The organism is Ruegeria sp. HKCCD4315 (assembly GCF_013112245.1).
Classification (GTDB): domain Bacteria; phylum Pseudomonadota; class Alphaproteobacteria; order Rhodobacterales; family Rhodobacteraceae; genus Ruegeria.
On sequence record NZ_WVRN01000001.1, the window covers coordinates 3,134,007 to 3,160,196 of the forward strand.

Sequence of the window (26,190 nt, forward strand, 5' to 3'; positions counted from 1 at the left end):
CTTAGGCAAAATAGTCCGTCAGGATGCGCGTATAGATCGCCTTGAGCTGCTCGATCTGGGCCACCTCAACGCATTCATCCACCTGGTGCATGGTGCGCCCGACCAGCCCGAACTCGACCACCGGGCAGTGGTTTTTGACGAAACGCGCATCCGATGTGCCCCCTGTTGTCGACAACTCGGGCGTAACACCGGTTTCCGCTTCGACCGCTTTGGCCACCAGATCAGACAGTGGCCCCGGCGGGGTCAGAAAGCTTTCGCCGGAAATCTTGATTTTTACATCCATCTCAACGCCGTACTCGGCAGCCACCTGATCGGCCTCTGCTCGCAACCAATCGCTTAGGCTTGCACCGGAATGCAAATCGTTGAAACGGATATTCACCGCGCCGCTGCACCGGGCTGGGATCACGTTGGTGGCAGCGTTCCCGGTGTCGATCGTAACAACTGCCAATGTAGAGGCGTCGAAGTGGTCCGTGCCCTGATCCAGCTCGTGACTTGCCAGCCGATCCATCAGCCGCGCAATCGCAGGTAAAGGGTTCCTGGCCCGATGCGGATAGGCCGAATGCCCCTGCACTCCGGTTATCGTGAACCATGCCGTCATCGAGCCGCGACGGCCGATCTTCATCATCTCGCCCATCGTGTTCGGGCATGTTGGCTCACCGACCAGACAGACCGACATGCGCTCATCCGCGCTGCTCATGTAGTCGAGTAAAGCAGTGGTACCGTCCAGCGCATCACCTTCTTCATCACCCGTGATCGTCAGGATGATGGCCCCGTCCGGCGGCGTGTCGCGCACGAAATCCACCGCAGCGGCGGCAAAGGCCGCAACGCCTGATTTCATATCGGTAGTGCCGCGCCCGTACATCACACCATCCCGCACCTCGGCTCCGAAAGGCGGCATCGTCCAGGCCGCTTCGTCGCCTATCGGAACAACATCGGTATGGCCGTTGAACCCAAAGCTGCGCGCATGGCCTTTCTGGCCCCACCGAGCGAACAAGTTACTGATGCCCCCACGGTCGGCGCGCGTGCACTCAAAGCCCGCATCCGACAGAACCGACCCAAGCAATTCAAGCGCGCCGCCCTCTTCAGGTGTGACCGATGGGCAACGGATCAGGTCAGCTGTCAATTGAACAGGGTCGGTCATGCAGGGGCCTCAGAAGCTACGTCTTTTGCGGGTTCGCGCACAGATTCAACGAATTGGCCGGTTTTCCAACCCCAAATGGCAAAAAAATCGATCACCTGAATGCAAAGGTGTCAAAGCGATACCCCAACCCCATATGACAATTTACCCAGCGACCACCTTGCCGTGCGCCGCACAATCGCGTTACAGGGCCGCGAAACAGGTGAATTGAATATGAAGCGCGCTTTATACGCTCTGATCTGCCTGACTTTCGCCGTCATCGCACAGCAGAGCCTGGCACAGTCCCTTTCTGTCACAACCGTGACCCGCCCTCCGTTTTCCTATGTCGAAGACGGGGCCGAAACGGGTTTCTCGATGGACTTGCTGGCTGCACTGGCTGAGTCCCTGAATTGGGATTACACCGTCAACCGCGTGGATGCCTTTGCAGATATGCTGGGCGCTGTGCAGGACGGGTCTGCTGACCTTGCAATCGCCAATATCTCGATCACGGCGATGCGTGAAACACAAATGGATTTCAGCCAGCCGATCTTTGAGGCCGGGCTGCAGATCATGGTGCCGTCAGACGCAGTTCGCCAGCCTTCCTTGGTACAGGCACTGCTGTCCAAAGAACTCTTCATCGCTATCGGTCTGGCCTTCGCCATTCTCCTTGGCGGCGGCATGTTGATGTGGAGCTTTGAGCGCCGTGCCCAACCCTATTTCGACCGCAAACTGAACGAAGCCTGGTTTCCATCGTTCTGGTGGGCGCTGAACCTGGTTGTGAATGGCGGTTTCGAGGAACGTATGCCCCGTACCCCGTTTGGGCGAATGTTGGGGGTTGTGCTGGTTGTATCGTCATTGTTCATCGTATCGGTTTTTACCGCACGCATCACCTCGGTCATGACGGTGGACGCGATTACCGGCAGCGTGAACTCGGTCAACGATCTCTATGGCAAAAATGTCGGCACCATTTCCAACTCGACCGCGGCAAGTTTTCTAAACCGGCGCGAGATCGAGTTCACCGGCTATCCCGGACTGGAGCAGATGCTGGACGCCTTCAAGGCCGAGGAACTTGACGCCGTCGTGTTTGACGCGCCTGTCCTGTCCTATTTCGCCTCGCATGAGGGACGGCGGATCGCGTCTATGACGGGTGGCATCTTCCTGCGCGAGAATTACGGTATCGCCTTCCCGACAGGCTCGCCGCTGGTCGAGGATGTCAATCAGGCCCTGCTGGCACTGCGCGAAGACGGAACCTATGACGAAATTTACCGCAAATGGTTCGGGATGCGGAACTAGGCTTCTGCCTCGTCTCCAAAAAACGGCGTCATCTGCGCAACGATTACAGCATTTTCGTCCAGCGCGCGCTGCATTAGGGCACGTTCGTCCGGTTCGATATCGTGCCCCTGCGCCTCGCGTTCGGCGAGTGTGCCATACCCGGTGACGTCCAACGGTGCCGTGTCGGCCTGCTTCAGTATCGCTACCGTTTCGCGCACGGCCTCGGCCTCGTCGACGCCACTGGCATAGCAGATCAACGCCGCGCCGGTCGCCCCTTCGGGCAGCCCGTCACCATCCTTGCGGCCGATCTGGACCAGAAGAGTATAAACTTGCTGACGCGAAGGTTTCTTTTGCTTTTCCATGCGCAGGGCCATAGCTGCGTGCCCGCCGACGGTCAAGAAGCCCGGAATTGCAGACAGGCAATCTGGCGTCCATAGTGCCGGGAAACAGCCGAACCATGACAAAACAGGACAATTTCATGACCTATCCCGATTTCATCACAGCATTTCCCAGCCTCGATGTGCCGTTCCCAGAAGACGTCGTTCAAACCGCCGTGATACGGTCGGATGCAGGATTGGTCGCGTTTTTCACGTTTCTCAAGGACTTCGAACTGCCTGCACATTCCCACAAAGCCCAATGGGGAACGGTAATTGAAGGCGAAGTTGAACTGACTATCGGTGCAGAGACCAAAACATACCGCCCGGGCGACAGCTATTCGATCCCATCGGGGGTCGAACATGGCGGTAAGATCAAGGCGGGTACTCGGGTGATCGACGTTTTTGAAGAACCGGACCGCTATCCGATCAAAGTCTGAATCACAAAAAAAGGGCTGCTGCAAAAGCGACAGCCCTTCATTGATGTTTTGGCGGTTTTAGTCGCGCAGCAGCTCGTTGATGCCTGTTTTTGAGCGGGTCTTTTCGTCCACTCGCTTCACGATCACGGCGCAGTACAGGCTGATGTTATTCTTCGAAGGCATCGAACCGGCAACGACCACCGAATAGGGCGGTACTTCGCCATAGGTGACTTCTCCGGTTTCACGGTCCACGATCTTGGTGGATTTACCGATGAACACGCCCATTCCCAGAACAGAACCTTCGCGGACGATGCAACCTTCGACCACTTCCGAACGTGCGCCGATAAAGCAGTTGTCCTCGATGATGGTCGGGCCAGCTTGCATCGGTTCCAGCACGCCGCCAATGCCGACACCACCGGACAGATGAACGTTTTTGCCAATCTGCGCGCAGGATCCGACCGTGGCCCATGTATCAACCATGGTGCCTTCGTCGACATAAGCGCCCAGGTTCACAAAAGACGGCATCAGAACGGCGCCAGGCGCGATATAAGCAGACTTGCGGACAACGCAGTTCGGAACGGCGCGGAACCCGGCTGCTTGCCATTGGCTTGCGTCCCAACCGGCGAACTTGCTGTCCACCTTGTCCCACCAGCCGCCAGCCTGCGGACCACCGGACTGGATTTCCATATCCTTGATGCGGAAGCCCAACAGAACCGCTTTCTTGGCCCACTGGTTCACATGCCAGTCGCCATTCTCAAGCTTTTCCGCAACGCGCAGCGACCCGCTGTCCAGCGCGTTCAGCGTATCCTCGATCGCTTCACGCTGTTCGCCGGTGGTGGCGGGCGTGATTGTGTCGCGCGCCTCCCAGGCGGTTTCGATGGCGGCTTCCAGTTGCGCGTTGGACATGGGGCGTCTCCCTACAGAATCTGTTCGTGTCGGTTTGGCCTATACGCAAGTGGAACCCATGGCGCAATGCGACGAACACGGGTCATTTTGCGTCTGAAAGGTCTGGAATCAGCTGGCGCGGCGGATATGGCGGGTCAGGATACCTTTTGCAGTGCTCAGGTCCTTGCGCTTGAGGGCCTGAACAAGTGCCGCGTGATCCTTGTCCACCTGTTGCACCCATTTTGACCGCCAATGCGCAAACAGATGACGGGCGCTTGCGATGTGCAGATCGTCGATGGCGTGTAAAAGCCGGGGCAAGCCGCACGGCGTCAAAATGGCGCGATGGAAGGCTCGGTTCAAGGCTTCCCATTGCGGCATCGTCTGCGCCTCATCACAGGCGATGCGTGCGTGATCGATCTTGTCCAACGCGACCGGAGACATGTTCTGCACCGATTGCTGCAACGCAAGGGTTTCCAGCGCCACGCGCATTTCGATCACCTCACGCACTTCTGCCGGGTCCAGCGCAGTGACACGCATCCCGCGGCGAGGCTCATGCCGGGCCAAACCATGCGCCTCAAGCCGCAACAAGGCTTCACGTACAGGGACGTGGCTGGTGTCAAACTGGCGGGCAATATGGTCCTGCCGCAGCTTTTCCCCGGCCTCAAGTTCTCCGGTGATGATTTGCTGGCTCAGGCTTTGGTAGATCGTGTCGGAAATCGTAGCGGACATGGATTATAGATAAAATTCACCCCACCCGTTCACAAGCCGATAATTCACCCTGCAAACGGGTCCGGTGCAATATTTGCGCCGCACAGCAGAACAGCAACACGCTCATCCGGTTCGGGCTGGTAGACACCCGACGTCAATGCTGCGAGGGCTGCTGCACCTGCGGGCTCGACCAAAATACGGTGGTTCCGCCAAAGCGCCTTTTGCGCATCCGCTATCGCGTCGTCCGACACCAGAACCGAGCTCATCCCCTGCGCCAGATCGAAACAGATCTGTCCGATCCGCCGCGCACCCAGAGCATTGGCTGCAATTCCCGAGACCGAGACATCCACCGGCTCACCCGCCTGTAAGGCAGCGTTCAAGGCGCAAGAGGTTTCAGGTTCGACCGCCACAACCTTGCGCGCGCTGTCAAACCACGCCAGGGCACCGGCAATCAGACCGCCGCCACCGACCGCAACCAGAACCGTATCGGCCTGCAACCCCTGAGCATCCCATTCGGCAAAACAAGTCCCTTGCCCTGCCACTGTAGCCGGTGCGTCATAGGCGTGAATTTGCATGGCACCGGTAGCCGCCTCATGTTCCTGCGCCGCGGTCAGCGCGTTGGCATATTCACCAGATACAACGCTCAAATCCGCGCCGGTTTGCCGGATCAACGCTATTTTCGACGGGCCTGCCAGTTCTGGCACGAATATCTTGGCGGGATAGCCCAACGCCTGCGCGGCATACGCCGCCGCCGCACCATGATTGCCACCAGACGCCGCAACCAAACCGGCTTGTGACACCTCCATGCTGAGCAGCGTGTTGAACGCCCCCCGCGCCTTGAAACTGCCAGTGTGCTGCATGTGCTCCAGCTTCAGCTCGATCGGATAGCCCGGAATGCGGCTTTCCATCACTGGGGTCACTTGTGCATATCCGGCGATACGGTCGCGGGCTTTTGAAATTTCACTTTTCCAATTCATTCTTGTCTTTCCGTGACTGGCGCTCTGATCGCGAACCCTATAGCTGTTTGTCAAACACGCAAGCAGGGATCGATCACCTATGAGAGAAGACCGCCACAACCCGTTCCGCGACGCGCAGACCGACCGCTCGACCGCGAGTGAGGTTCCGGACACGCCGCAGACGCGTTCACCTGCCTATCGCCTTGCCTTTGCCGATGACGAATTCCTGTGCCGGGACGAATTGCGCCCGGTGCGTCTGCAACTGGAATTGCTGAAGCCCGAGATGATCATGACCGAGCGCGACATCACCTCGACCATTGTGATGTTCGGCGGCGCGCGCATTCCGGAACCGTCGCAGAAACACACCGCTCGAACAGAGACTTTGGCCGGGTTGTCACAATATTACGATGAGGCGCGTGAGTTCTCGCGGCTAATGACCGAAAAGTCAAACGAAACCGGATGCCGTGAGAACGTCATCGTCACCGGCGGTGGTCCCGGTGTGATGGAGGCCGGAAACCGTGGCGCGCAGGACGCGGGTGGGTGTTCGATCGGCTTGAATATCGTGCTGCCGCATGAACAGGCGCCGAACCTCTATGTGACGCCGGACCTCAGCTTCAACTTCCATTACTTTGCCATTCGCAAGATGCATTTCCTGATGCGCGCCCGCGCCATCACCATCTTCCCCGGCGGTTTTGGCACCATGGATGAACTGTTCGAATCCCTGACCCTGATCCAGACCGGGCGGATGGACCGCGTGCCCTTCCTGCTGTTTGGCCGCGAATTCTGGGAAAAGGTCATCAATTGGGAAGCGCTGGCCGATGCCGGCACCATCTCGGACGAAGACCTCGACCTGTTCCGCTTTGTCGACACTGCGCAAGAGGCGGTCGAGATCATCGAGAACTGGGAACCCGCCCCGCCCCGCGACGAAATTCCGGGGCGCTGAGCTATGGCTTCTAAAACCGGAGAGATGCTGCACCTGCGCGGCAACGCGTTGAACGCCGGTGAGCCGGTAACCCTGCCGCTGACCCAAAGCAGCATGTACCACCTGCCCGGCGTGACAGAAGGTTTGCGGACTTATGGCCGCGTCGACAACCCAACCTGGGAGCATCTGGAACATGTTCTGGCCCATCTGGAGGACGCACCCTGCCTGACATTCCCTTCGGGGATGGCAGCGATCTCGGCAGCGTTGTTCGCGACCCTCAAGGCCGGATCACGCCTGCTGATCCCGTCGGACGGGTACTACGTGACACGCCTGCTGGCCAATCGTTTCCTTTCACGTCTGGACGTGACCGTTGAGGAACGACCCACTGTCGCCTTTACCAACGGCGGTTTTGGTGGGTTCGATGTTGTCTTTGTAGAAAGCCCCTCGAACCCCGGTTTGGATATGATCGATCTGGCAGTGGTTGCCGAACAGGTGCGCGCCGCCGGGGGAGTGACAATTGCCGACAACACGACGATGACCCCGCTGGGTCAACGCCCACTGGAACTGGGCATTGATGTGGTTGTCTCGTCAGATACCAAGGCGATGGGCGGGCATTCCGACATGCTGATGGGCCATGTGGCCTGCCGCAACAACGATATCATGGAACGGGTCGAGGAATGGCGAAAAGTGTCCGGATCAATCCCCGGACCGCATGAGGCGTGGCTGCTGCATCGCGGGCTGGAAACGCTGGATGTACGCTTCGACCGCATGTGTAGCTCGGCACAGGTATTAGCGGAACAATTGGCGGCACACCCCGCAGTGAAACAGGTCCGCTATCCAGGTCTGCCGGGCGATCCATCCCACAAGCTGGCGCAGGCACAGACGGCACGCTTTGGGTTTCTGCTGTCCCTGACACTGGAAAGTGAAGAGAAAGCCGAAGCCTTCATTAACGATTGCCCTCTTCTGCGCTCCGCCACTTCTTTCGGGGGCGTCCACAGTTCAGCCGAACGTCGCGCGCGATGGGGCGACGATGTCGATCCCGCCTTCATCCGCCTGTCCGTCGGATGCGAACCTGTAGAAGAACTGTGGCAAGCCATCGAGGCCAGCTTGAACGCGCTATGATTACTTCTTGGCTTCGCGCAGTTCTTTGAACACGTAGATCGGCAGCACAACGCTGGCGATCAGCGCCCCCAGCCAGACCAACAGCGTTGCTCCCAACAGGTTCGCAACTCCACCTACGGTCAGCCCAGCGGTTATCAGATCAGTCACCAACAGGCCCACAAAGGTCACGATCAAAGCAATCCCGCCCTTCAGCGCAGGCGCTTTCTTTTCACCCAGCTTCAGGATCAGGGGTTCGGCAATCAGCTGCACGACGGTGAAGACGATTACAACGACGATGAAAGAGATCGGCTTGATCGCAAATCCTGACAGTATCAGCGAGGCAAGCAACAACCCAATGGCATTCCCTGCCAGCAAGGCCAAAGCCGATTTAATTCTACGCGACATGTGACGATCTCCGTCAATCAACAATTAGAAACATGCAGATGTTAACAGACCTGCAGGATTTTACGAGGCAATTCAATCGCCTCTTCCTTTTGACCCGTTGAAATCGCATGGTAGAACACATTCATCAAGATCAGACCTGTCCCTGAGCCATGAGTGTGAGATGAGCGACGATCCCTATTCCGTTCTTGGCGTGGCCAAAGACGCCAGCGCCGCCGAGATCAAGAAAGCCTATCGGCGCATTGCCAAGGAATGCCATCCGGACCTGAAGCCCGGCGATGCAGAGGCTGAGGCAAAGTTCAAAGCCGCTGCAGCTGCATATGACTTGCTGAAAGACCCGGAAACCCGTGCCCGGTATGACAATGGTGAGATTGACGCCTCGGGTCAGGAACGCCCGCAACAACAGTACTACCGTGAATATGCTGAAGCCGCTGGAAACCCCTATCGCGGACGTCAGGCAGACCCGGACGACATGTCCGACATCTTCGCCGAGTTCATGAGGGGCCGTGGTGGGTTTGGCGGCCAGCGCGGCCATGAGTTTCACGCGCCGGGGCACAACCTGAACTATTCGCTGCAGATCAGCTTTCTGGATGCCGTATTCGGTGCCAGCCAGAAACTGACCTTGCCAGACGGCGACCGGATCGAAGTCAAAATCCCCGCAGGTATAACCGATGGCCAAACCATCCGCCTGCGGGGCAAAGGGGCACCGGGATATGGTGAAGGCCCTCCAGGCGATGCTCTGGTAACTGTTTCGGTGGCCAGTCATCCGGTGTTTGATCGTCAGGGCGACGACATTCACATCAAGCTGCCCATCACCATTGATGAGGCGATTCTGGGTGGCAAAGTACCGGCCCCTACGATTGATGGCGGCGTGAATGTCAGCGTCCCGGCAGGCACAAGCAGTGGTAAAACCCTGCGATTGCGGGGCAAGGGTGTCAAAAAACGCGGCTCGTCCGAGCGTGGGGATCAGTTGATCGAACTGACCGTCTCGATGCCCGACACAATCGATGACGATCTGAAACAGTTCATGGAGACCTGGCGCGAGACGCACAGCTACGACCCGCGGAAAGGAATGCCGTCATGACCTTGACCGAGAAGGAACTGATCGAAACCGTCGCCCGACTGACCTCGGACCGACTGACCGAGTATCTGGCGGCAGAGATTGTGATCCCCGAACAATCAGACCAAGGGCTGATCTATCACAGTATCGACGTCGCCCGTCTGGAACTGGCCTGCGAGTTGCACGAACAGTACGACATGGAGGCGGATGCGCTGTCGATGATGATCTCACTGATTGATCAGATGCACGGGCTGCGGGCCGAACTGCGCGAGGTTCTGAACGCGGTCGAGGCTCAACCCGAACCGGTGCGTCAGCAACTGGTTGAAGTGATCGGCACAGCGCGATTCCGTCGCAGATAACGGGGTTTTGGACTCGGCCTATATGGCGTAGAAGGCCGCCTTGATCCTTTGCCAGGTGGCCAAATGACCCAGTCCCGATCCGAATTGCTGATGCCTGCGGGCAATCTGCGCAAGTTGAAGCTCGCCATCCTTTACGGCGCAGACGCGGTGTATCTGGGCACACCCGATATGTCGTTGCGCACGAAATCCGAGTTCTCGCTGGACGAGGTGATCGAAGGAATTGAGTTCTGCCATAGCCATGGCCGACGCGCCTATCTGACGCTGAACCTGTTTTCGCACAACAAAGACATCCCGAAACTGGATGAATATATCGACACGGTGCGCAAGGTGCAGCCCGACGGGCTGATCATTGCTGATCCGGGTGTGTTCCAATATGTCCGCGAACGCGCACCCGAACTGCCGCTGCATATCTCGACCCAGGCCAATATCTGTTCCTGGCTGTCGGTGAAGTTCTGGCAGGACCAGGGCGCAGAACTGGTGGTTCTGGCGCGCGAAGTCTCGTACCCCGAACTTGCAGAAATCCGCGAGAAGTGCCCTGACATCAAGCTTGAGGCTTTCGTGCACGGCGCCATGTGCATGACCTATTCCGGTCGTTGCCTGCTGTCGAATTTCATGGCGGAACGCGGGGCTAACCAGGGCAATTGCGCCAATTCCTGCCGCTGGAACTATGGCCTGAAGCTGCGCCTGAAGGACGGCACACATCAGGAACTGCGCATCACCGATGAAAACGCCGACCTGTTTGAATTCCTGCTGGAAGAAGGTTGCCGCCCCGGTGACTTGATGCCCATCGAAGAGGATGACCGGGGGTCATACATCCTGAACTCGCGCGATCTGTGTATCATGCCGAAGCTGGATGAATACCTGAAGATCGGTGTCGACAGCCTCAAGGTCGAAGGGCGCGGCAAGTCGGAGTATTACGCCGCCATCGTTGCACGGGCGTATCGGATGGCCATCGATGACTACAACGCCGACCCCGAGAACTGGGACCCGAAGCCCTATATGCGCGAACTGGAAACCGTCGGAAACCGAGGCTACACTCTCGCCTTCCACGAAGGACGTCTGACCAACTTCGCGCATGACTATGAACACACCGCTTCGATCGCGCAGTGGGAGTATGCGGGGATCGTCACCGAAGTGACTGAAGACGCCTTTCTGGTCGAGGTGAAGAACAAGCTGGAACCGGGCGACGTGTTGGATTTTGTCTCGCCTATCTCACGCGATACGGTTCTGCTGCGGGTCTACGATTTCGAACGCGCGTCTGACGGCAAGCGGCTGGATGTGGTGCATGGCAGCACGAAGACAGCCATCCGGCTGCCTTTCACCCTGTTCGATCACGAAGACATTGACGATCTGCGCGCGCGCTTCCCGGTTTACTCGGTTCTGCGCAAGGAACGCGCCCTGACCGATGAACACTGGAGCCGCATTCGTTTCGACAAACTGGTTCAAGGGCTGGAAGCCACGGGCCGCGACAACCCGACGGCTTACGCCCGTCGTCGCGACGAACTGGTTGAAAAGATCGGCGAGGATGGAAATGAACGCCGGTTCAAGACCAACCGTATCGGCACCGAAGGCTGCTGTGGCAAGGGGTGCAACGGGTGCCTGATCTTCTGGCAGGATGAGAAATATGCGCTGGCTCGAGAAGTTCTGTCAAAACGCAAACAAGGCGAACAACTCAGCCGCCGCGAGGCGACGGAATTGAAGCTACCGGGCGAACCGGCCTGATCCGGTCATTCGCTCTTGCGATACTCCTCCGGCACGTAAAACGTATAGTCGCGATCCGCCACCTGTTCGTGGCAGACATGGCAATAGGCCACTTCACCGGCGCGATCACCCAAAGTGTCGCCAAAAACCGAGCCGTCTGGCAGAACCATGATATAACGCCAATCCGCTGTATCCGGGTTCGCCCCGTTTGCCAGTTTCTCCATTATGAACATAGCGCCGGGGTGAATGTGGCCTTCATCCGTCACCGTCATGCTATCTTTGGCCAGAACCGAACCCATTGGCAGTTCCTCGCCTTCCAGCAAAGTCGCATAGTTATGAGCCATGCGGTTGGCATAACTGTTCACAAACCGCTGGCCATGAGTTGCTGAAATATAGGGTGCATCGTTGAACAGCGGCCAGCTTTGGTAGTTCAGGATCAGGTCCAGTTGCGCCGCTGCATAGCCGCGCGCCATTCGACGATTGAGCGACTTGTAATGCCTTAATGCCTCTTCCTTGCTCAGCTCAGCAGGGTTTTCAATTGCGATATGAGCGTTTTCACTGTCAGCAAAAGCCAAGCCAGAGCCTGTTGCCAATACAAGCACAGCGGTTCCGCTCCGGATAATCCTTGAAAAACTTTGGTTCATAATAGTGGCCCACCTGAAAATCAGTTCGCCTGTGCACCGCTTGACAGCGCATTCGTAAGTCTAGCGGCACCGCAATAACTTGCCAGCTTCGGCCCGGTCAGTTCACCGACTTGTGCATCGATTTGAAAAAGCACATGCCAGTGGCGGGCATGGGAAACATAGCAAATTATGCATGTGGTTTCAGCACCTGAAACATTAAGTTTACAGGCACACTTATGGCGTGCAGACCGCAGTTGAAATCACCTGTTACGTGATCTGATCAATCCGGGCCCGAGAAGGAAAACCTTATTGGCTCAACCCTGTTTCGGCCTCGATCTGTTTGCGGGATTTGCGGGCGCGTTCCGTGGCCGATTTCAGTTGCCCACAGGCTGCCATGATATCCTCGCCACGCGTCTTGCGAATGGGCGATGCATAGCCCGCATGGTAGATAATATTCGCAAAAGCCCGGATGCGATTATTCGAGCTGCGCTTATACGGCGCGCCGGGCCATTCGTTGAACGGGATCAGGTTGATCTTGGCCGGGATGTTGTGACGCTTGATGTGATCGATCAGGCGGTGTGCATCCTCATCACTGTCGTTGACGCCATCCAGCATCACGTATTCAAAGGTAATCCGTTCCGAGTTCGACGCATTGGGATAGCTGGCCAGCGCCTGCAGCAATTCTTCAATGTTCCAACGCTTGTTGATCGGCACCAGCACGTCGCGGGTCTCATCCGTGGTGGCATGGAATGAGATCGCCAGCAAACAGCCGATTTCCTCAGCCGTGCGCGCGATCTCGGGCACCACGCCCGACGTCGACAGCGTGATACGGCGGCGCGACAGGGAAATCCCCTCTGGGTCCATCGCGATTTTCATCGCGTCGCGGACGTTTTCGAAATTGTAAAGCGGCTCGCCCATACCCATCAGAACGATGTTCGACAGCAGGCGCGTTTCATCCTTGGGCGCGCCGGGGGTGGGCCATTCGTCAAGGTCATCGCGGGCCATCATGACCTGACCGACGATCTCGGCCGCTGTCAGATTGCGCACCAGTTTCTGCGTGCCCGTGTGGCAGAACGAACAAGTCAGCGTGCACCCGACCTGAGACGAGATACAGAGCGTGCCGCGATCTTCTTCGGGGATATAGACGACCTCAACCTCATGCCCGCCAGCAATACGGCAAAGATATTTGCGGGTGCCGTCCTCGGACACCTGGCGGGTCACAACTTCGGGGATTTCGATCACGAAATGCTCGGCCAGTTGCGCGCGGTAGGCTTTGGCCAGATTGGTCATCTCGGCAAAGTCGCGCACACCCCATTGATAGATCCACTGCCAGATCTGACCGGTGCGCATCTTTGCCTGCTTTTCCGGCGTGCCATGTTCGATCAGAACGGCACGCAACTGGTCGCGGGTCAGCCCGACAAGGTTGATCTTGCCCTCAGGCAGCTTGCGAGGGAGGGTCAGGACATCTTGAGTGATCGGCGCTTTGGGCGACATTTTGGGCTCTCTGAGGCGTATCTCGAAGGATTCTGGCTTGGGATGCGCCTCTATATAGGAACCTGCGCAAAGATCAAAAGGATTCGTGACAATTGGCGGACCTGCACAGAAAAGCCGCAGTAACGGTGTCACTGCGGCCTTCGGCTTGTTTCAATCCGTGCAGATCAAAGCCCGATCAGACACCTGCCGGCGGAATGTAGCAATCTTCGGCATCCAGAGTCTTAACCGGGTCTTCCGGACCGCACTGTTCGCCAGTCACCGGGTATGTCTCACCTGTGTTTTCACAAGCGCTTAGCACCATGGCCGAGATCATCATGAGCGCAGCAAGAAATTTGTTCAGCATCGGGGCAACTCCTTCGTTTCCTCTGAACTAATTAGTTCAAAAAGAGCGAGAGCTTACTTTGATACGGATCAAGTGCGGGCGCGGACGTAGCGTAATGCTGGCGCGCCGGACAGCATAAAAAAGAAAAGCCCCGCCATACCGACGGGGCCTGCACCGAAATACGCTGACTTAATTGGTGCAGCGTTGCTTCGCATCGTCAATTGCCGCAGTAAAGCCCAGCAACGAGAACGTGTCTTTCGTCTGCGTCCCGCGTTCCGAGCGCGCCGTTAGAACAGCCTCGTTCCCGCGCTTCATCGCTTCGATCACTTTGGGTTCCTGCCCTTGTGTCGAAGGCCAGGCCCATTCGCCATCGGTTATGAATTCGAATTCGGCGTCGTCGATCTTGACGTTGACGGTCGAACCCGCCGCAAACGGATACCCACCCGTAAACGACACTGTTCCATTTACGTCCTCACCGGGGCGGAACACCACGAACAGCAAAATGTCACTACGCCGCACGGACACCACGCGACCGCCGCGCGTATTGACGGTTTCATCCGGGGTTGCAACGCTCCAGCATTCTGTTGGGTCTTCTTCGACAAAGACGCTCCAATCCGTCTTCACGGCAACACGGTTGGTGCTGCTTGCCTGCTGAGCGATTGCAGTTGTCGTGACCGTCCCTGCCAAAGACAGGCCCGCAATCACACGAACGAGCATTGATCCCATTTGTCCAGCCTCCTAGCTCGACCCATACCTCAAACCCATCGGACATGGCTGCGAACCCTTCTGGCCCGTCTATTCCGTTGCGCATTCCGATGATTGCCGACATACACACACTAACGCAGATTTCGCCACAGGCGAAAGGGCGATTGGCAGAATTTTGCGCATAATTTCGGAGGTCCAGATGACGCAACCCGTACCAATGACAGAACTGTGGCGTGGGTCTTTGCTGGAAAGCCTGCATCTGGGTCACGCGGTCATTTGTGATGACACGGGTGAGATCGTGCGCAGCTGGGGCGATCCAAAGGCTGTGGTCTATCCACGGTCTTCGGCCAAGATGATCCAAGCGCTTCCTTTGGTGACATCGGGCGCAGCGGCGAAATACGGGTTGAACAGCGAACATCTTGCACTCGCTTGCGCCTCACATAACGGTGCCGCGATCCACACCGATCGGGTAACAGCATGGCTGGATCACCTGGGGCTGACCGAGCATGATCTGCGCTGCGGCCCACAGGAACCGGCGGACACCGCTGCGCGGGACCGGCTGATTCTGGCTGATGATACGCCTTGCCAGATCCACAACAATTGCTCGGGCAAACACTGCGGATTTCTGACACTGGGTCAGCATATGGGCGCAGGACCGGAATATCTGGAAATTGACCACCCTGTACAACAGGCGTGCCTGTCAGCCGTCGAAGAGACAACCGGTGAAACCAGTCCCGGCTATGGCATCGACGGGTGTTCTGCTCCGAATTTCGCGACCTCACTTGCGGGGTTGGCACGGTCGATGGCGTGGTTTGCCAGCGCGGCAGACCGCTCGGACCGGTCCAGCGATGCTGCGGCACAACTGGTTGCGGCCATGGTCAAGCACCCCGAACTGGTGGCCGGTGAGACCCGCGCCTGCACCGAACTGATGCGCGCAATGAACGGCCGCGTCGCCATCAAGACCGGGGCCGAGGCCGTCTTTGTGGCCATAATCCCGGAAAAACGCATGGGCGTTGCGCTGAAGATCACCGACGGCACCACCCGCGCCAGCGAATGCGCGATTGCCGCCATTCTAGTCAGCCTTGGTGTGCTGGAGGCCGATCACCCGGACACCCGCAAATTCATGAACGCCACACAATACAGCCGTCGCGGGCTGGAATGCGGTGTGATCAAACCTGCGCCGGGCTTCCCCGGCTAAGGTCCTCACATCTCGATCTCATGCACCTCGGCCACTTCGACCGAGCCTGAACCGTTGACGACCATCGGACAGCCCTTGGCCATCGCTGTCGCTACGTCGATGCTGTCGGCCTTGATCACCGTAAAGCCCGAGGCCGGGTTCGCACCGCCGTTGTCAACGACCCCGCTGCTGCTGACGGTATAGGATTGTCCCACCGGGTTGCCGGGGATCTCCAGCGCCTCACCCATGTCCTGAAACCAGGCACCCCAGGCGGCCATGGTCGCCTCAATCTCGACGGGGTCGGTTGGGGTGTGACCCCCATGATAGACAAACAAAAATTGGGGCATGTCGCTCCTCCCTGATGAAAACCTATTTGCAAAGTGCTTCGAGTTTACGCAGCGAAGATGTCCAACCCTGATTGTGGTTGGCCGCCGCTTCGGCATCGGCCAGTTCTTTGTGGTCCAGTGTCAGTCGTGATCCGGTGCTTGTCTCCGCAACCGACAAGGTCACGTGGCTTTCGTTGCCACGCTGGTCCTGATCATCATGCCAGCCCCATGTGAAGCCCACTGATTTGGGTGGATCGACATGGGTCACATGGCCTGAAACCTTGTATTGCTGTCCCTCGCTGTTTTCCATAACCGAATACCATGGGCCTGTTCGTGAAAAATCCAGATTGTGTTCGGGCACGTGCATTCCTTCGGGACCCCACCACTGCAACAACCTGCTGCCGTCGCTGATCCATGCAAACAAATCTTCAGGGCTGACGGGGAAGTCCCGCTCCAGTTTCAGGTCGGCCATGAATTCTCCCTTTCGATAATGTCACTCAGACGATCGAGGCTGCTTTCCCAGAATTGACGTTTGGATATGGTCCAATCGGCGATCATCCGCAGCCCTTCGGGACGGACAGAATACATCCGCTGTGTGCCCTGGACGCGCTGCTGCACCAAACCAGCTTCACGCAAGACCTTTAAATGGCGCGAGATCGCAGCCCCCGAGACACCTCGCCCTTCGATCAGGTCACCGGCAGGCAGTTCACCCTGTTCCATCAATTGTTCAACAATCGAGAATCGGGTGGCGTCAGACAGTGCTGAAAAGGCGGTCAGAAGCGTTCTCATGACCTCTATTTAACATAAATGTTAAATAAAAGATAGCCTCGGTTATTCGTCTGCAAAGTCAGCGCGGCTGTAACCTTGCAGATAAAGCAGCGCCGTCAGGTCACCGTGATTCACGCGCACGTCGCATTGGGCGGCAACCGAAGGCTTGGCATGAAGGGCAACTCCGGTTCCTGCCCGGCCCAGCATTCCAAGGTCATTTGCCCCGTCGCCCACTGCCATCACGTCTTTCTCAGACAGCCCAAGCCGGGTTGAGATCTGTTCAAGTGCTTCGATCTTGGCCTGACGCCCTAAAATCGGACGCGCAACATCGCCCGTCAGTTTCCCGTCTTCAGCCAACAGCGTATTGGCCCGGTTTTCATCAAACCCCAGCAACTCTGCCACCCGTGCCGTAAAGGCTGTGAACCCGCCCGATACCAACGCAGCATAGGCACCGTTCGACCGCATCGTGGCCAGCAATGCCTTACCACCCGGCATGAGGGTGATCCGTTCGGCCAAAACTTTTCCAATGACGCTTTCATCTAGATCCTTGAGCAAACCGACCCGTTCGATCAGCGCCCCTTCGAAATCCAGCTCTCCGTTCATGGCGCGGGCAGTGATGTACTTGACCCGCTCACCTACACCCGCTTCATCCGCCAGTTCATCGATGCATTCTTGCTGGATCATCGTGCTGTCCATATCGGCCAGCAGCATCTTTTTGCGCCGTCCTTCTGCAGGTTGCACGATCAGGTCGACACCCATGCCCTGCAAGTCCGCCCAGACGTCCCAGCGATTGTCGGGCATGTCGCTCAGTTCAAACTCTACCGCCTCATCCGGGCTGAGCCAGATAACATCCCCACCACCCCACGCATTGCGCAACGACTCGGGCAGGGCACTGTCCAGCGAAGGCGCTGCAGGATTGGTCAGCAAAGTTGCGACATACATATTCATTCTCCAATACCTTGCGCGTGTGCGGCGAACTAAGGGATCAAAAGACTGCGTCCTTGTTCAGTCAGTTCCCAACAGGTCTGCCCCTCAAACACGGCCACACCCACCGGACGCCCATAGCCCGCGCCTGTATCCAGGTTGACGCGATTTCCATAATGCTTCGCCTGATCCACTGGCGTGTGACCATGCACGATCAGCTTGGGATGCGTACCTCGATGGTTGTGAAATTCCTGCCTGATCCAGACCAGATCACTTGCCCGTTGTTCATTGAGCGGCACGCCCGGGCGAATGCCCGCATGAACAAAAGCAAGTTCGGGCGTTTGGTGCATCAACACCAGATCGCGCAGGAAGGTCAGGTGCGATTTCGGCACTGCCCCCTTTGCCATCCGGTGCAAGTCTTCCAACCGTATTTGACCTTCAAACTCCACTCCGTAACTACGTAGTGTCTCGATTCCGCCCAACCGGTCATGTAGCCAGTGATACCCCACAAGTAGATGCGGATCGTGGCGCGGGATGTCTTCCATGAACCAGGCGAACATACGGTCGTGATTGCCCAGCAGGGTGATCCAGTTCCGACCCGCATCACGCCCGGTGATCAGGTGATCAATCAAGCCCCGACTATCGGGGCCGCGATCCACATAATCCCCTAAAAACACCACCTGAGCATCCGGGCCACCATCATGTTGGATCAGAGAAAGTGCGCGCTCTAGCTCGGCCACCTGCCCGTGCAAATCGCCGATTACATAGACAGGCTGTGTCATTGACATCCTCCGCCGGTAAGGTTCAGCTCGCTTGTGCCTCAGAACACGATTTCAGCGAACAAAGGACCCGGATCTTTTCAAAACCGGGTCCTGAACTGTTTCTCAAACTCAACAGGCCACGTCAGGCGACATCAAACACCAATGGTTTGATCTGCGTGAACAAGCCCGTTTCCGCCAGCTTGGCGCGTGCCTCGGCCGGAACCGGTTCGTCCACGTAAAGCAGCGCAATGGCTTCACCGCCTGCCTCGGACCGACCAAGGGTAAAGTTCGCGATGTTAACGTTGTTCTCACCCATAGTCTGACCCAGCGCACCAATGATACCCGGAACGTCTTCGTTGGTCGTGTACAGCATATGAGCGCCGATCTCGGCATCGATATTGATGCCCTTGATCTGGATAAAGCGCGGCTTGCCGTCGCTGAACACGGTGCCCCCGATCGAACGTTCGCGCTTATCGGTTACAACGGTGACTTTGATGTAGCCCTCAAACGCGCCCGATTTGTCCTGATTGGTGGTCGAGATTTTGATCCCGCGTTCCTTGGCGACAACCGGGGCTGAAACCATATTCACCTCGGGATTGAACTTCTTCATGATCCCCGCGACTACGGCGCAGTTCAACGCGGCAAGGTTCATTTCAGCAGCCACACCATCGTAGAGGATGTTGATCGCCTTGACCGGCTCATCCGTCATCTGGCCGATGAAGCTGCCCAGATGACCGGCCAGCTTGATCCACGGGCCCATGACTTTCGCCTCTTCCGCCGTCACGCTGGGCATGTTCAACGCATTTTCCACAGCACCGGTCAGCAGGTAGTTCGAGATCTGCTCGGCCACCTGCAACGCCACGTTTTCCTGCGCTTCGGTCGTAGCCGCACCAAGGTGGGGCGTGCAGACCACGTTGGGCAGATTGAACAGCGCGTTTTCCTTGGCGGGTTCCTCACTGAACACGTCAAAAGCCGCCCCGGCCACGTGACCGGATTGCAGCGCTTCGGCCAAAGCGTCTTCATCAACCAATCCACCACGGGCACAGTTGATGATGCGCACGCCTTTCTTGGTTTTGGCAAGGTTCTCGCGGCTCAGAATATTGCGGGTCTGGTCGGTCAGCGGCACGTGCAAAGTGATGAAGTCGGCGCGCGACAGCAACTCGTCCAGCTCGACTTTTTCCACGCCCATTTGCGCGGCTTTCTCTTCGCCCAGATAGGGGTCATAGGCGACGACCTTCATCTTCAGGCCCAATGCGCGCTCGCAGACGATACCACCAATGTTGCCAGCACCAATTACGCCGAGCGTCTTGTTGGTCAGCTCGATCCCCATGAACTTGGATTTTTCCCACTTGCCCGCATGGGTCGAGGTAGAGGCCTCAGGGATTTGCCGCGCCACGGCAAACATCATCGCAATCGCATGTTCTGCGGTCGTGATCATGTTGCCGAACGGCGTGTTCATCACAATCACGCCTTTTTTTGAGGCCGCATCCTTGTCGATATTGTCCGTGCCGATACCAGCGCGGCCAATGACCTTCAGCTTGTCGGCTTTCTCCAGAATGGTCGGTGTGACCTTGGTGGCGGAACGAATGGCAAGACCGTCATACTGACCGATCACCTCGGCCAGCTTGTCTTTGTCCTTGCCCAGATCGGGCATGAAATCCACATCGATGCCGCGATCGCGGAAAATCTGCACGGCGGTTTCGCTGAGCTTGTCAGATACGAGTACTTTAGGGGCCATATCTCTGGTCCTTGAATTGTATGGAAGGTCCGGGCCTGAACCGGCCCGGCAAAAAAGGTCAGGCAGCTTCGGTTTGCGCTGCGATCTCGGCCTCGAAGGCCCAGGCCAACCAAGGCAACATCGCCTCGATATCCGAGGTCTCAACCGTACCGCCGCACCAGATACGCAGACCCGCAGGCGCGTCGCGATAGGCCCCGATGTCCAGCGCGATATTCTCAACCTCAAGCCGTTTGGCCACAGCCTTGGCGAAGCTGGCTCCGTCCTGAATGCGCGCGTCGGTGAACTTCAGGCACACGGATGTGTTCGACCGCGTCGCCGCGTCTTCGGCCAGATTGGCAATCCAGTCATTTTGTGCACAGAACACATGAACCGCATTGGCATTTGCGTCCGCACGAGCAATCAAACCCTGCAAGCCACCGACCGAGCGCGCCCAGTCCAGCGCAAACAGGTAATCCTCGACCGCCAACATAGAAGGCGTGTTGATCGTGGCACCGGTAAAGATACCGTCGATCAGCTTTCCGCCTTTGGTCAGACGGAAAATCTTGGGCAGCGGCCATGCTGGGGTGTAGCTTTCCAGCCGTTCAACGGCACGAGGGCTCAGGATCAACATCCCATGCGCTGCTTCGCCGCCCAGAACCTTTTGCCAGCTAAAGGTGGTCACATCCAGCTTGTCCCAGGGCAGGTCCATTGCAAAGGCCGCCGAGGTGGCATCGCAGATTGTCAGACCCTGACGGTCATCTGCGATCCAGTCGCCGTTGGGAACCCGCACGCCAGAGGTGGTGCCGTTCCACGTAAACACGACGTCATTGGCGAAATCGACCGAATCAAGATCGACGATATTCCCGTAATCGGCGGTTTTAACCTCGGCATCGATCTTTAGCTGCTTAACCACATCCGTCACCCAGCCCGCACCAAAGCTCTCCCAAGCCAGCATCTCGACCTTGCGCTCACCTAGCAGCGACCACAGCGCCATCTCAACAGCGCCGGTGTCCGAGGCAGGAACGATGCCGATCTTGTAATCCGCAGGAATGCCCAGCACCTCACGCGTGCCTTCGATGGCAGCTTTCAGCTTATCCTTGCCAACAGCAGCGCGGTGAGAACGACCCAGCGCAGCATCGGCCAGCTTGGACAGCTCAAATGTGGGGGGTTTGGCACAAGGGCCCGAGGAAAAACGCGGATTTCCCGGCCGCGTTGCCGGTTGTTCAATCGTCATCTGTATTACCCTTCCAGATACACGCCCCTCGTTGGGGAGGGGTGTCCCACGGACAGAGCTATGGGGGCTTTGCAGCTGCAGCAAGCAGAAAAGACGCTTGGCCGGGCAAAAACGACATTTGAAGAGGCATCACATCGGAACGCTTGTTTCCGATTGGCGAAAACCCCGCCATTGATTTGGCGGGGTTTTGTTTTGGGTTTACTCGGCTGCGTCGAGATATTCTTCCATTGGGGGGCATGTGCAGACGAGGTTTCTGTCGCCATATGCGTTGTCGACGCGGTTGACGGGGGACCAGTATTTGTCGACGCCCATGGAGCCCGGAGGGAAGCAGGCCTGTTCACGGGTGTAGGGGCGGTCCCAGTCGCCGACCAGATCGCGCACCGTGTGGGGGGCGTTTTTCAGCGGGTTGTTCTCCGCGTCGATCTTGCCGTCGATGATGTCCTGCGCTTCCGCCCGGATGGACAGCATGGCATCGCAGAAACGATCCAGTTCGGCCATGGGTTCCGATTCCGTGGGTTCCACCATCAGGGTGCCCGCCACCGGCCAGCTCATGGTCGGCGCGTGGAAGCCTGAATCGACCAGACGCTTGGCCACATCGTCGACGGTGACATGCGCCGCTTCGTCCAGCGGACGGGTGTCGAGGATGCATTCATGCGCCACACGCCCCGTTTCCGAGGTGTAGAGGATCGGATAGGCGTCCTTCAGGCGCGCAGCGATGTAGTTGGCGTTCAGGATCGCCACTTTGGTCGCCTGCGTCAGACCCGCGCCGCCCATCAGCAGCACATAAGCCCAGCTGACCGGCAGGATCGAGGGCGAGCCGAAGGGCGCTGCCGAGACCGGACCCACGGCGGTGCCGTATTCCGGGTGGCCCGGCAGGTGCTCTTCCAGGTGCGCCTTGACGCCGATCGGACCCATGCCGGGGCCGCCACCGCCATGCGGAATGCAGAAGGTTTTGTGCAGGTTCAGGTGGCTGACGTCACCGCCAATATCCCCCGGACGCGACAGACCCACCATGGCGTTCATGTTGGCGCCGTCGATATAGACCTGACCGCCGTGATCATGGGTGATCTGGCAGACCTCCTGCACGGTGGTCTCGAACACGCCATGGGTCGACGGGTAGGTGATCATGCAGGCGGCCAGGTTGTCCGAATGCTTTTCCGCCTTGGCGCGGAAGTCGGCCACATCGATATTGCCGTTCTCATCCGCCAGAACCGGCACAACCTGCCAGCCCACCATCTGGGCCGAAGCCGGGTTGGTGCCATGCGCCGAGGTTGGGATCAGGCAGACATTGCGCTGCCCTTCGCCGCGCGCGAAGTGGTAGTTGCGGATGGTCAGAAGGCCCGCATATTCGCCCTGCGCGCCCGAGTTGGGCTGCTGGGAGATCGCGTCATAGCCGGTGATCTGGCACAGCTTGTCGTTCAGATCGGCGATCATCTCGTGATAGCCCTGCGCCTGATCTTCGGGGCAGAACGGGTGCAGATTGCCAAACTCGGGCCAGGTGACCGGGATCATCTCGATCGTGGCGTTCAGCTTCATGGTGCACGAGCCCAGCGGGATCATCGCCCGGTCCAGCGCCAGATCGCGGTCGGCCAGACGGCGCATATAACGCGTGATCTCGGCCTCGGCCCGGTTCTTGTGGAAGATCGGGTGGGTCAGGTATTCGCTTTCCCGCAGCGCATAGTCCGGCAGGCGGTACTGCTTGTTCGAGCTGTCATCGGTGCGGTCGATGCCAAAGGCACCCCAGACGGCCTCGATGGTCTCGGGGCGGGTCTGTTCGTCCAGGCTGATGCCGACCTTGGTCTCGCCAACCTTGCGCAGGTTGACACCGCGCGCCACGGCAGCCTCCATGACGGTCTTCTGCAGGTGGCCAACCTCAACCGTGATGGTGTCGAAGAACACCTCCGGCTCAACGGCAAAGCCCGCCTCTTCCAGACCAGCGGCCAGGCGCGAGGTCTTGCGGTGCACCGATTGCGCGATGGCCTTGATGCCGTCGGGGCCATGGTACACGGCATACATCGAGGCAATGACCGCCAGCAGCGCCTGCGCGGTGCAGACGTTCGAGTTCGCCTTCTCACGGCGGATATGCTGCTCGCGGGTTTGCAGCGACAGGCGATAGGCCTTGTTGCCACGGCTGTCGATGCTGACACCGATGATCCGGCCCGGCATCGAGCGCTTCAGCTTGTCGGTGGTTGCCATATAGGCGGCGTGCGGGCCGCCATAACCCATCGGAACGCCAAAGCGCTGGGTCGAGCCGATGGCGATGTCCGCGCCCATCTCACCCGGGGACTTCAGCAGCGCCAGCGACAGGATGTCGGCGGCGACGATGGCAATGGCTTTATGTTCGTGCAGCGCGGCGATTTCCGATGTGAAGTCGCGCACGTGACCATGGGTGCCCGGGTATTGGAAGATCGCACCAAAGACCGCGCCCGCATCCAGGCCGTCGGGATCACCCACCTGCACGTCGATGCCCAGAGGCTCGGCGCGCGTCTTAATGACCGCGATGGTCTGCGGGTGGCAATTCTTGTCGACAAAGAAGGCCGCGTTGTTGGCCTTGGACCGCCCGCCACGCTTGGCCATGGCCATGGCTTCGGCAGCCGCTGTGGCTTCGTCCAGCAAGGAGGCGTTGGCCACGTCCAGCCCGGTCAGGTCAGAGACCATGGTCTGGAAGTTCAACAGCGCCTCAAGACGACCCTGGCTGATCTCGGGCTGGTACGGCGTGTAGGCGGTGTACCAGGCCGGGTTTTCCAGAATGTTGCGCAGGATCGGCGCGGGTGTGGTGGTGCCGTAATAGCCCTGACCGATCAGCGAGGTCAGAACCTTGTTCTTGCTCGCCACCTCTTTCATGTGGAACAGAGCATCACGTTCCGTCATCGCCGGACCCCAGTCCAGCGGCTCTTTCTGCCGGATCGCGGGCGGGACGGTGGCGTCGATCAGTTCGTCCAGCGTCTTGAAGCCGATCACCTTGAGCATGTCGCGCATCTCGGTTGGGCTTGGGCCAATGTGGCGGCGATTGGCGAAGTCATAGGCTTCGTAGTCGGTCAGTTTGAAGGCCATCTTTGCGCTCCTCACGGATAGGTCAGGGCCGGCGGAGACTGCGGGAGCCTCCGGCGGGAGTATTTGGAAAAAGATGAAGCGGGGGAGCCCCAAAGACGGGGCTCCGGGTTTGGGTCACCCGATGAAGGCTTTGTATCCGGCCTCGTCCATCAGGTCTTCAAGCTGCGACGCGTCCGCAATCTTGACCTTGTAGATCCAGGCTTCGCCCTCGGGGTCGTCGTTCAGCGCGCCGGGGTTGTCGGCCAGCGCTTCGTTCACTTCGACGATCTCACCATCGACCGGAGCGTAAAGTTCCGAGGCCGCCTTGACGGATTCGATCACGCCGATCTCGCCGTCTTTCTCGAACTCGTCGCCCACTTCCTGCTGCTCGACAAACACCACCTCACCCAGCTGTTCAGCCGCGTGTTTGGTGATGCCCAGCGTGGCGGTGTCGCCCTCAACGGTCAGCCATTCATGTTCTTCGGAATAATAGGTTGCCATCTTGTCTCTCTCCTGACTTCAACGCTTGTAATTCTGTGTGACGAAGGGCAGCGCCACGATCTCGGCCGGTTGCGCCTTGCCCCGGATGATCAGGTTCACCTTCTCACCGGGCGCGCCATGGCCTTTGCTCACATAACCCATCGCAACCGGGCCACCCACCGTGGGGCCAAAGCTGCCCGAGGTGATCTGACCAATCGTGTTGCCCTCAAGGCATTGCACCTCGACGCCCTGACGCGCCGGTGCGCGACCTTCGGGCTTGATGCCCACCAGCTTGCGGGCTGCGCCCTCGGCCAGTTCCTTTTGCACGCGATCCGCGCCCGGAAAGCCGCCTTCTTCCTTGCGGCGTTTCTGAATGGCCCAGCCCAAGGATGCTTCGATGGGCGAGGTGCTCTGATCAATGTCATTGCCATAGAGGCACAGCCCCGCCTCGAGCCGCAGGCTGTCGCGCGCGCCCAGACCCGCCGGTTCGCAATCTTCATGGGCCAGGAACGCCTTGCTGATCTCGATCGCCTTGTCCTCGGGGATCGAGATCTCGTAGCCATCCTCGCCGGTATAGCCCAGACGCGAGATGCGGCATTCAACGCCGTTGATATCGGCCACGGTGGTTTCCATGAACTTCAGATCGCGGGCAGCGGGGCAAAGTTCCCCCACCACATCCTCGGCCTTGGGACCCTGCACCGCCACCAGCGCGCGGTCGAAGATCTCGGTCACTTCGACGCCGTCCAGATTGGCCTGCATATGCGGAATGTCCTGATGCCGCAGCGCCGCGTTCACCACCACAAAGTAATGATCGCCCGCATTCGACACGATCAGGTCATCCATGATCCCGCCATCGGCGTTCGTAAAGAACCCGTACCGCGCCTTGCCTTCCTTCAGCGTCGCATAAGCCTGAGGGCACAAAGCTTCTAGCTTCTCACCCACATTCTCACCGCGCAAAATCACCTGACCCATGTGAGATACATCAAACAACGCCGCCTTCTCACGACACTGCTTATGCTCTCCCATAATCCCCATCGGATACTGGACAGGCATCTCCCAACCCGCAAAATCAACCATCTTACCACCCAACTCAACGTGCAAATCGTACAAGGGCGTGCGTCTAATATCGGTCATGGCGGGTACTTTCCGTATCTAGCGTTTAGAGTGCCGCCTCGTCAGTCTGCCCCAAGCTGAAAAGATTGCAACGATTCCAGTCAGCTTGCGCCTTAAACACTGCCTTTGCGACACGTCTGCATACAGGCGTATGCACATTGATGTTCCTATAGGAAACTTTTTTCCCTTAGGCAACACTCCTTATCTGACCGTTTCCGTCTCGACATCTGATGCTGC

General features: G+C 58.4%; 28 protein-coding genes. 8 read left to right on the forward strand and 20 right to left on the reverse strand.

Going from position 1 to position 26,190, the window contains the following annotated elements; all coding sequences use genetic code 11:
* Position 1: 1 nt before the first annotated feature.
* The gene (gene dapE, locus GS646_RS15550; protein ID WP_171648343.1) at positions 2-1,141 is read right to left on the reverse strand and encodes a succinyl-diaminopimelate desuccinylase; all 1,140 of its coding nucleotides are present in this window, start codon (positions 1,139-1,141) and stop codon (positions 2-4) included.
* 210 nt (positions 1,142-1,351) lie between these two features.
* Between dapE and GS646_RS15555 the strand changes: the two genes are divergently transcribed.
* Positions 1,352-2,410 carry a transporter substrate-binding domain-containing protein gene (locus GS646_RS15555; RefSeq protein ID WP_171095742.1) on the forward strand — a complete coding sequence of 353 codons (1,059 nt, stop codon included), beginning with the start codon at positions 1,352-1,354 and terminating at the stop codon, positions 2,408-2,410.
* Here GS646_RS15555 and GS646_RS15560 read toward each other — a convergent pair.
* The gene (locus tag GS646_RS15560) at positions 2,407-2,763 is read right to left on the reverse strand and encodes a hypothetical protein (RefSeq protein ID WP_253284805.1); all 357 of its coding nucleotides are present in this window, start codon (positions 2,761-2,763) and stop codon (positions 2,407-2,409) included. The two genes, GS646_RS15555 and GS646_RS15560, sit on opposite strands and share 4 nt — an antisense overlap.
* Positions 2,764-2,867: 104 nt before the next feature.
* Between GS646_RS15560 and GS646_RS15565 the strand changes: the two genes are divergently transcribed.
* Positions 2,868-3,203: a cupin domain-containing protein gene (locus tag GS646_RS15565; protein WP_171648341.1), complete on the forward strand. Its 336-nt coding sequence runs from the start codon at positions 2,868-2,870 to the stop codon at positions 3,201-3,203.
* A gap of 57 nt (positions 3,204-3,260) precedes the next feature.
* Here GS646_RS15565 and dapD read toward each other — a convergent pair whose 3' ends face one another.
* The 3 genes from dapD to GS646_RS15580 form a co-directional block, all read right to left on the reverse strand.
* Positions 3,261-4,088, reverse strand: a complete 828-nt coding sequence (gene dapD, locus GS646_RS15570; RefSeq protein ID WP_171188558.1) for a 2,3,4,5-tetrahydropyridine-2,6-dicarboxylate N-succinyltransferase — start codon at positions 4,086-4,088, stop codon at positions 3,261-3,263.
* A gap of 108 nt (positions 4,089-4,196) precedes the next feature.
* Positions 4,197-4,796, reverse strand: a complete 600-nt coding sequence (locus GS646_RS15575; protein ID WP_171188556.1) for a GntR family transcriptional regulator — start codon at positions 4,794-4,796, stop codon at positions 4,197-4,199.
* 44 nt (positions 4,797-4,840) lie between these two features.
* Complete coding sequence (locus tag GS646_RS15580; RefSeq protein ID WP_171648339.1) at positions 4,841-5,752, reverse strand: threonine/serine dehydratase; 912 nt, start codon at positions 5,750-5,752, stop codon at positions 4,841-4,843.
* 79 nt (positions 5,753-5,831) lie between these two features.
* Here GS646_RS15580 and GS646_RS15585 point away from each other — a divergent pair, with 79 nt between their 5' ends.
* Both GS646_RS15585 and GS646_RS15590 read left to right on the forward strand, forming a co-directional pair.
* Complete coding sequence (locus tag GS646_RS15585) at positions 5,832-6,674, forward strand: TIGR00730 family Rossman fold protein (protein ID WP_171188552.1); 843 nt, start codon at positions 5,832-5,834, stop codon at positions 6,672-6,674.
* A 3-nt stretch (positions 6,675-6,677) separates the two neighbouring features.
* A complete protein-coding gene (locus GS646_RS15590) occupies positions 6,678-7,775 on the forward strand; it encodes a cystathionine gamma-lyase (RefSeq protein WP_171188550.1) in 1,098 nt (365 codons plus the stop codon).
* On the opposite strand, the gene GS646_RS15595 is transcribed toward GS646_RS15590, so the two are convergent.
* Positions 7,776-8,159 (reverse strand): hypothetical protein, encoded by a 384-nt coding sequence (locus tag GS646_RS15595; protein WP_171095725.1) that lies wholly within the window; start codon positions 8,157-8,159, stop codon positions 7,776-7,778. It lies immediately after the preceding gene.
* Between the two features lie 160 nt (positions 8,160-8,319).
* Between GS646_RS15595 and GS646_RS15600 the strand changes: the two genes are divergently transcribed.
* The 3 genes from GS646_RS15600 to GS646_RS15610 all read left to right on the forward strand — a co-directional run bounded on the left by GS646_RS15600 (position 8,320) and on the right by GS646_RS15610 (position 11,297).
* Positions 8,320-9,240, forward strand: coding sequence for a DnaJ C-terminal domain-containing protein (locus GS646_RS15600; RefSeq protein ID WP_171188548.1), 921 nt, complete (start codon positions 8,320-8,322; stop codon positions 9,238-9,240).
* The gene (locus GS646_RS15605; RefSeq protein ID WP_152459322.1) at positions 9,237-9,575 is read left to right on the forward strand and encodes a hypothetical protein; all 339 of its coding nucleotides are present in this window, start codon (positions 9,237-9,239) and stop codon (positions 9,573-9,575) included. The genes GS646_RS15600 and GS646_RS15605 overlap by 4 nt, the downstream gene beginning before the upstream one ends.
* 63 nt (positions 9,576-9,638) lie before the next feature.
* Positions 9,639-11,297: a U32 family peptidase gene (locus GS646_RS15610; RefSeq protein ID WP_171188546.1), complete on the forward strand. Its 1,659-nt coding sequence runs from the start codon at positions 9,639-9,641 to the stop codon at positions 11,295-11,297.
* Positions 11,298-11,302: 5 nt separating this feature from the next.
* On the opposite strand, the gene GS646_RS15615 is transcribed toward GS646_RS15610, so the two are convergent.
* The 4 genes from GS646_RS15615 to GS646_RS15630 all read right to left on the reverse strand — a co-directional run bounded on the left by GS646_RS15615 (position 11,303) and on the right by GS646_RS15630 (position 14,441).
* Positions 11,303-11,878: a cytochrome P460 family protein gene (locus GS646_RS15615; RefSeq protein ID WP_371732093.1), complete on the reverse strand. Its 576-nt coding sequence runs from the start codon at positions 11,876-11,878 to the stop codon at positions 11,303-11,305.
* Positions 11,879-12,205: 327 nt separating this feature from the next.
* Positions 12,206-13,393 (reverse strand): 23S rRNA (adenine(2503)-C(2))-methyltransferase RlmN, encoded by a 1,188-nt coding sequence (gene rlmN, locus GS646_RS15620; protein ID WP_171095715.1) that lies wholly within the window; start codon positions 13,391-13,393, stop codon positions 12,206-12,208.
* A gap of 175 nt (positions 13,394-13,568) precedes the next feature.
* A complete protein-coding gene (locus GS646_RS15625; RefSeq protein ID WP_171180394.1) occupies positions 13,569-13,736 on the reverse strand; it encodes a hypothetical protein in 168 nt (55 codons plus the stop codon).
* A 168-nt stretch (positions 13,737-13,904) separates the two neighbouring features.
* The gene (locus GS646_RS15630) at positions 13,905-14,441 is read right to left on the reverse strand and encodes an invasion associated locus B family protein (protein ID WP_171188541.1); all 537 of its coding nucleotides are present in this window, start codon (positions 14,439-14,441) and stop codon (positions 13,905-13,907) included.
* Between the two features lie 178 nt (positions 14,442-14,619).
* Between GS646_RS15630 and GS646_RS15635 the strand changes: the two genes are divergently transcribed.
* Complete coding sequence (locus tag GS646_RS15635; protein WP_171648337.1) at positions 14,620-15,618, forward strand: asparaginase; 999 nt, start codon at positions 14,620-14,622, stop codon at positions 15,616-15,618.
* A gap of 5 nt (positions 15,619-15,623) precedes the next feature.
* On the opposite strand, the gene GS646_RS15640 is transcribed toward GS646_RS15635, so the two are convergent.
* The 10 genes from GS646_RS15640 to gcvT all read right to left on the reverse strand — a co-directional run bounded on the left by GS646_RS15640 (position 15,624) and on the right by gcvT (position 25,974).
* Complete coding sequence (locus tag GS646_RS15640) at positions 15,624-15,944, reverse strand: YciI family protein (RefSeq protein ID WP_171188536.1); 321 nt, start codon at positions 15,942-15,944, stop codon at positions 15,624-15,626.
* Positions 15,945-15,966: 22 nt separating this feature from the next.
* On the reverse strand, positions 15,967-16,395 hold the full coding sequence (locus GS646_RS15645; protein WP_171188534.1) for an SRPBCC domain-containing protein: 429 nt from the start codon (positions 16,393-16,395) through the stop codon (positions 15,967-15,969).
* On the reverse strand, positions 16,383-16,712 hold the full coding sequence (locus GS646_RS15650) for a helix-turn-helix transcriptional regulator (protein ID WP_171188532.1): 330 nt from the start codon (positions 16,710-16,712) through the stop codon (positions 16,383-16,385). The genes GS646_RS15645 and GS646_RS15650 overlap by 13 nt, the downstream gene beginning before the upstream one ends.
* 42 nt (positions 16,713-16,754) lie before the next feature.
* Positions 16,755-17,633: a phosphoserine phosphatase SerB gene (serB, locus tag GS646_RS15655; RefSeq protein ID WP_171188530.1), complete on the reverse strand. Its 879-nt coding sequence runs from the start codon at positions 17,631-17,633 to the stop codon at positions 16,755-16,757.
* Between the two features lie 35 nt (positions 17,634-17,668).
* The gene (locus GS646_RS15660; RefSeq protein WP_171648335.1) at positions 17,669-18,397 is read right to left on the reverse strand and encodes a metallophosphoesterase; all 729 of its coding nucleotides are present in this window, start codon (positions 18,395-18,397) and stop codon (positions 17,669-17,671) included.
* Positions 18,398-18,518: 121 nt separating this feature from the next.
* The gene (gene serA / locus GS646_RS15665) at positions 18,519-20,114 is read right to left on the reverse strand and encodes a phosphoglycerate dehydrogenase (RefSeq protein WP_171095699.1); all 1,596 of its coding nucleotides are present in this window, start codon (positions 20,112-20,114) and stop codon (positions 18,519-18,521) included.
* Positions 20,115-20,172: 58 nt separating this feature from the next.
* Positions 20,173-21,327, reverse strand: a complete 1,155-nt coding sequence (locus tag GS646_RS15670) for a phosphoserine transaminase (protein ID WP_171648333.1) — start codon at positions 21,325-21,327, stop codon at positions 20,173-20,175.
* A 198-nt stretch (positions 21,328-21,525) separates the two neighbouring features.
* On the reverse strand, positions 21,526-24,381 hold the full coding sequence (gene gcvP / locus GS646_RS15675) for an aminomethyl-transferring glycine dehydrogenase (protein WP_171189202.1): 2,856 nt from the start codon (positions 24,379-24,381) through the stop codon (positions 21,526-21,528).
* A gap of 114 nt (positions 24,382-24,495) precedes the next feature.
* Positions 24,496-24,861 (reverse strand): glycine cleavage system protein GcvH, encoded by a 366-nt coding sequence (gene gcvH / locus GS646_RS15680; protein WP_171096793.1) that lies wholly within the window; start codon positions 24,859-24,861, stop codon positions 24,496-24,498.
* Positions 24,862-24,879: 18 nt separating this feature from the next.
* Positions 24,880-25,974: a glycine cleavage system aminomethyltransferase GcvT gene (gcvT, locus tag GS646_RS15685; RefSeq protein WP_171096794.1), complete on the reverse strand. Its 1,095-nt coding sequence runs from the start codon at positions 25,972-25,974 to the stop codon at positions 24,880-24,882.
* Positions 25,975-26,190: the final 216 nt, after the last annotated feature.

Coding starts and splice junctions, on each gene's coding strand:
- dapE (WP_171648343.1), bottom strand. CDS start 1,141: ATGACCGACCCTGTTCAATTGACAGCTGACCTGATCCGTTGCCCATCG.
- GS646_RS15555 (WP_171095742.1), top strand. CDS start 1,352: ATGAAGCGCGCTTTATACGCTCTGATCTGCCTGACTTTCGCCGTCATC.
- GS646_RS15560 (WP_253284805.1), bottom strand. CDS start 2,763: ATGGCCCTGCGCATGGAAAAGCAAAAGAAACCTTCGCGTCAGCAAGTT.
- GS646_RS15565 (WP_171648341.1), top strand. CDS start 2,868: ATGACCTATCCCGATTTCATCACAGCATTTCCCAGCCTCGATGTGCCG.
- dapD (WP_171188558.1), bottom strand. CDS start 4,088: ATGTCCAACGCGCAACTGGAAGCCGCCATCGAAACCGCCTGGGAGGCG.
- GS646_RS15575 (WP_171188556.1), bottom strand. CDS start 4,796: ATGTCCGCTACGATTTCCGACACGATCTACCAAAGCCTGAGCCAGCAA.
- GS646_RS15580 (WP_171648339.1), bottom strand. CDS start 5,752: ATGAATTGGAAAAGTGAAATTTCAAAAGCCCGCGACCGTATCGCCGGA.
- GS646_RS15585 (WP_171188552.1), top strand. CDS start 5,832: ATGAGAGAAGACCGCCACAACCCGTTCCGCGACGCGCAGACCGACCGC.
- GS646_RS15590 (WP_171188550.1), top strand. CDS start 6,678: ATGGCTTCTAAAACCGGAGAGATGCTGCACCTGCGCGGCAACGCGTTG.
- GS646_RS15595 (WP_171095725.1), bottom strand. CDS start 8,159: ATGTCGCGTAGAATTAAATCGGCTTTGGCCTTGCTGGCAGGGAATGCC.
- GS646_RS15600 (WP_171188548.1), top strand. CDS start 8,320: ATGAGCGACGATCCCTATTCCGTTCTTGGCGTGGCCAAAGACGCCAGC.
- GS646_RS15605 (WP_152459322.1), top strand. CDS start 9,237: ATGACCTTGACCGAGAAGGAACTGATCGAAACCGTCGCCCGACTGACC.
- GS646_RS15610 (WP_171188546.1), top strand. CDS start 9,639: ATGACCCAGTCCCGATCCGAATTGCTGATGCCTGCGGGCAATCTGCGC.
- rlmN (WP_171095715.1), bottom strand. CDS start 13,393: ATGTCGCCCAAAGCGCCGATCACTCAAGATGTCCTGACCCTCCCTCGC.
- GS646_RS15625 (WP_171180394.1), bottom strand. CDS start 13,736: ATGCTGAACAAATTTCTTGCTGCGCTCATGATGATCTCGGCCATGGTG.
- GS646_RS15630 (WP_171188541.1), bottom strand. CDS start 14,441: ATGGGATCAATGCTCGTTCGTGTGATTGCGGGCCTGTCTTTGGCAGGG.
- GS646_RS15635 (WP_171648337.1), top strand. CDS start 14,620: ATGACGCAACCCGTACCAATGACAGAACTGTGGCGTGGGTCTTTGCTG.
- GS646_RS15640 (WP_171188536.1), bottom strand. CDS start 15,944: ATGCCCCAATTTTTGTTTGTCTATCATGGGGGTCACACCCCAACCGAC.
- GS646_RS15645 (WP_171188534.1), bottom strand. CDS start 16,395: ATGGCCGACCTGAAACTGGAGCGGGACTTCCCCGTCAGCCCTGAAGAT.
- GS646_RS15650 (WP_171188532.1), bottom strand. CDS start 16,712: ATGAGAACGCTTCTGACCGCCTTTTCAGCACTGTCTGACGCCACCCGA.
- serB (WP_171188530.1), bottom strand. CDS start 17,633: ATGTATGTCGCAACTTTGCTGACCAATCCTGCAGCGCCTTCGCTGGAC.
- GS646_RS15660 (WP_171648335.1), bottom strand. CDS start 18,397: ATGACACAGCCTGTCTATGTAATCGGCGATTTGCACGGGCAGGTGGCC.
- serA (WP_171095699.1), bottom strand. CDS start 20,114: ATGGCCCCTAAAGTACTCGTATCTGACAAGCTCAGCGAAACCGCCGTG.
- GS646_RS15670 (WP_171648333.1), bottom strand. CDS start 21,327: ATGACGATTGAACAACCGGCAACGCGGCCGGGAAATCCGCGTTTTTCC.
- gcvP (WP_171189202.1), bottom strand. CDS start 24,381: ATGGCCTTCAAACTGACCGACTACGAAGCCTATGACTTCGCCAATCGC.
- gcvH (WP_171096793.1), bottom strand. CDS start 24,861: ATGGCAACCTATTATTCCGAAGAACATGAATGGCTGACCGTTGAGGGC.
- gcvT (WP_171096794.1), bottom strand. CDS start 25,974: ATGACCGATATTAGACGCACGCCCTTGTACGATTTGCACGTTGAGTTG.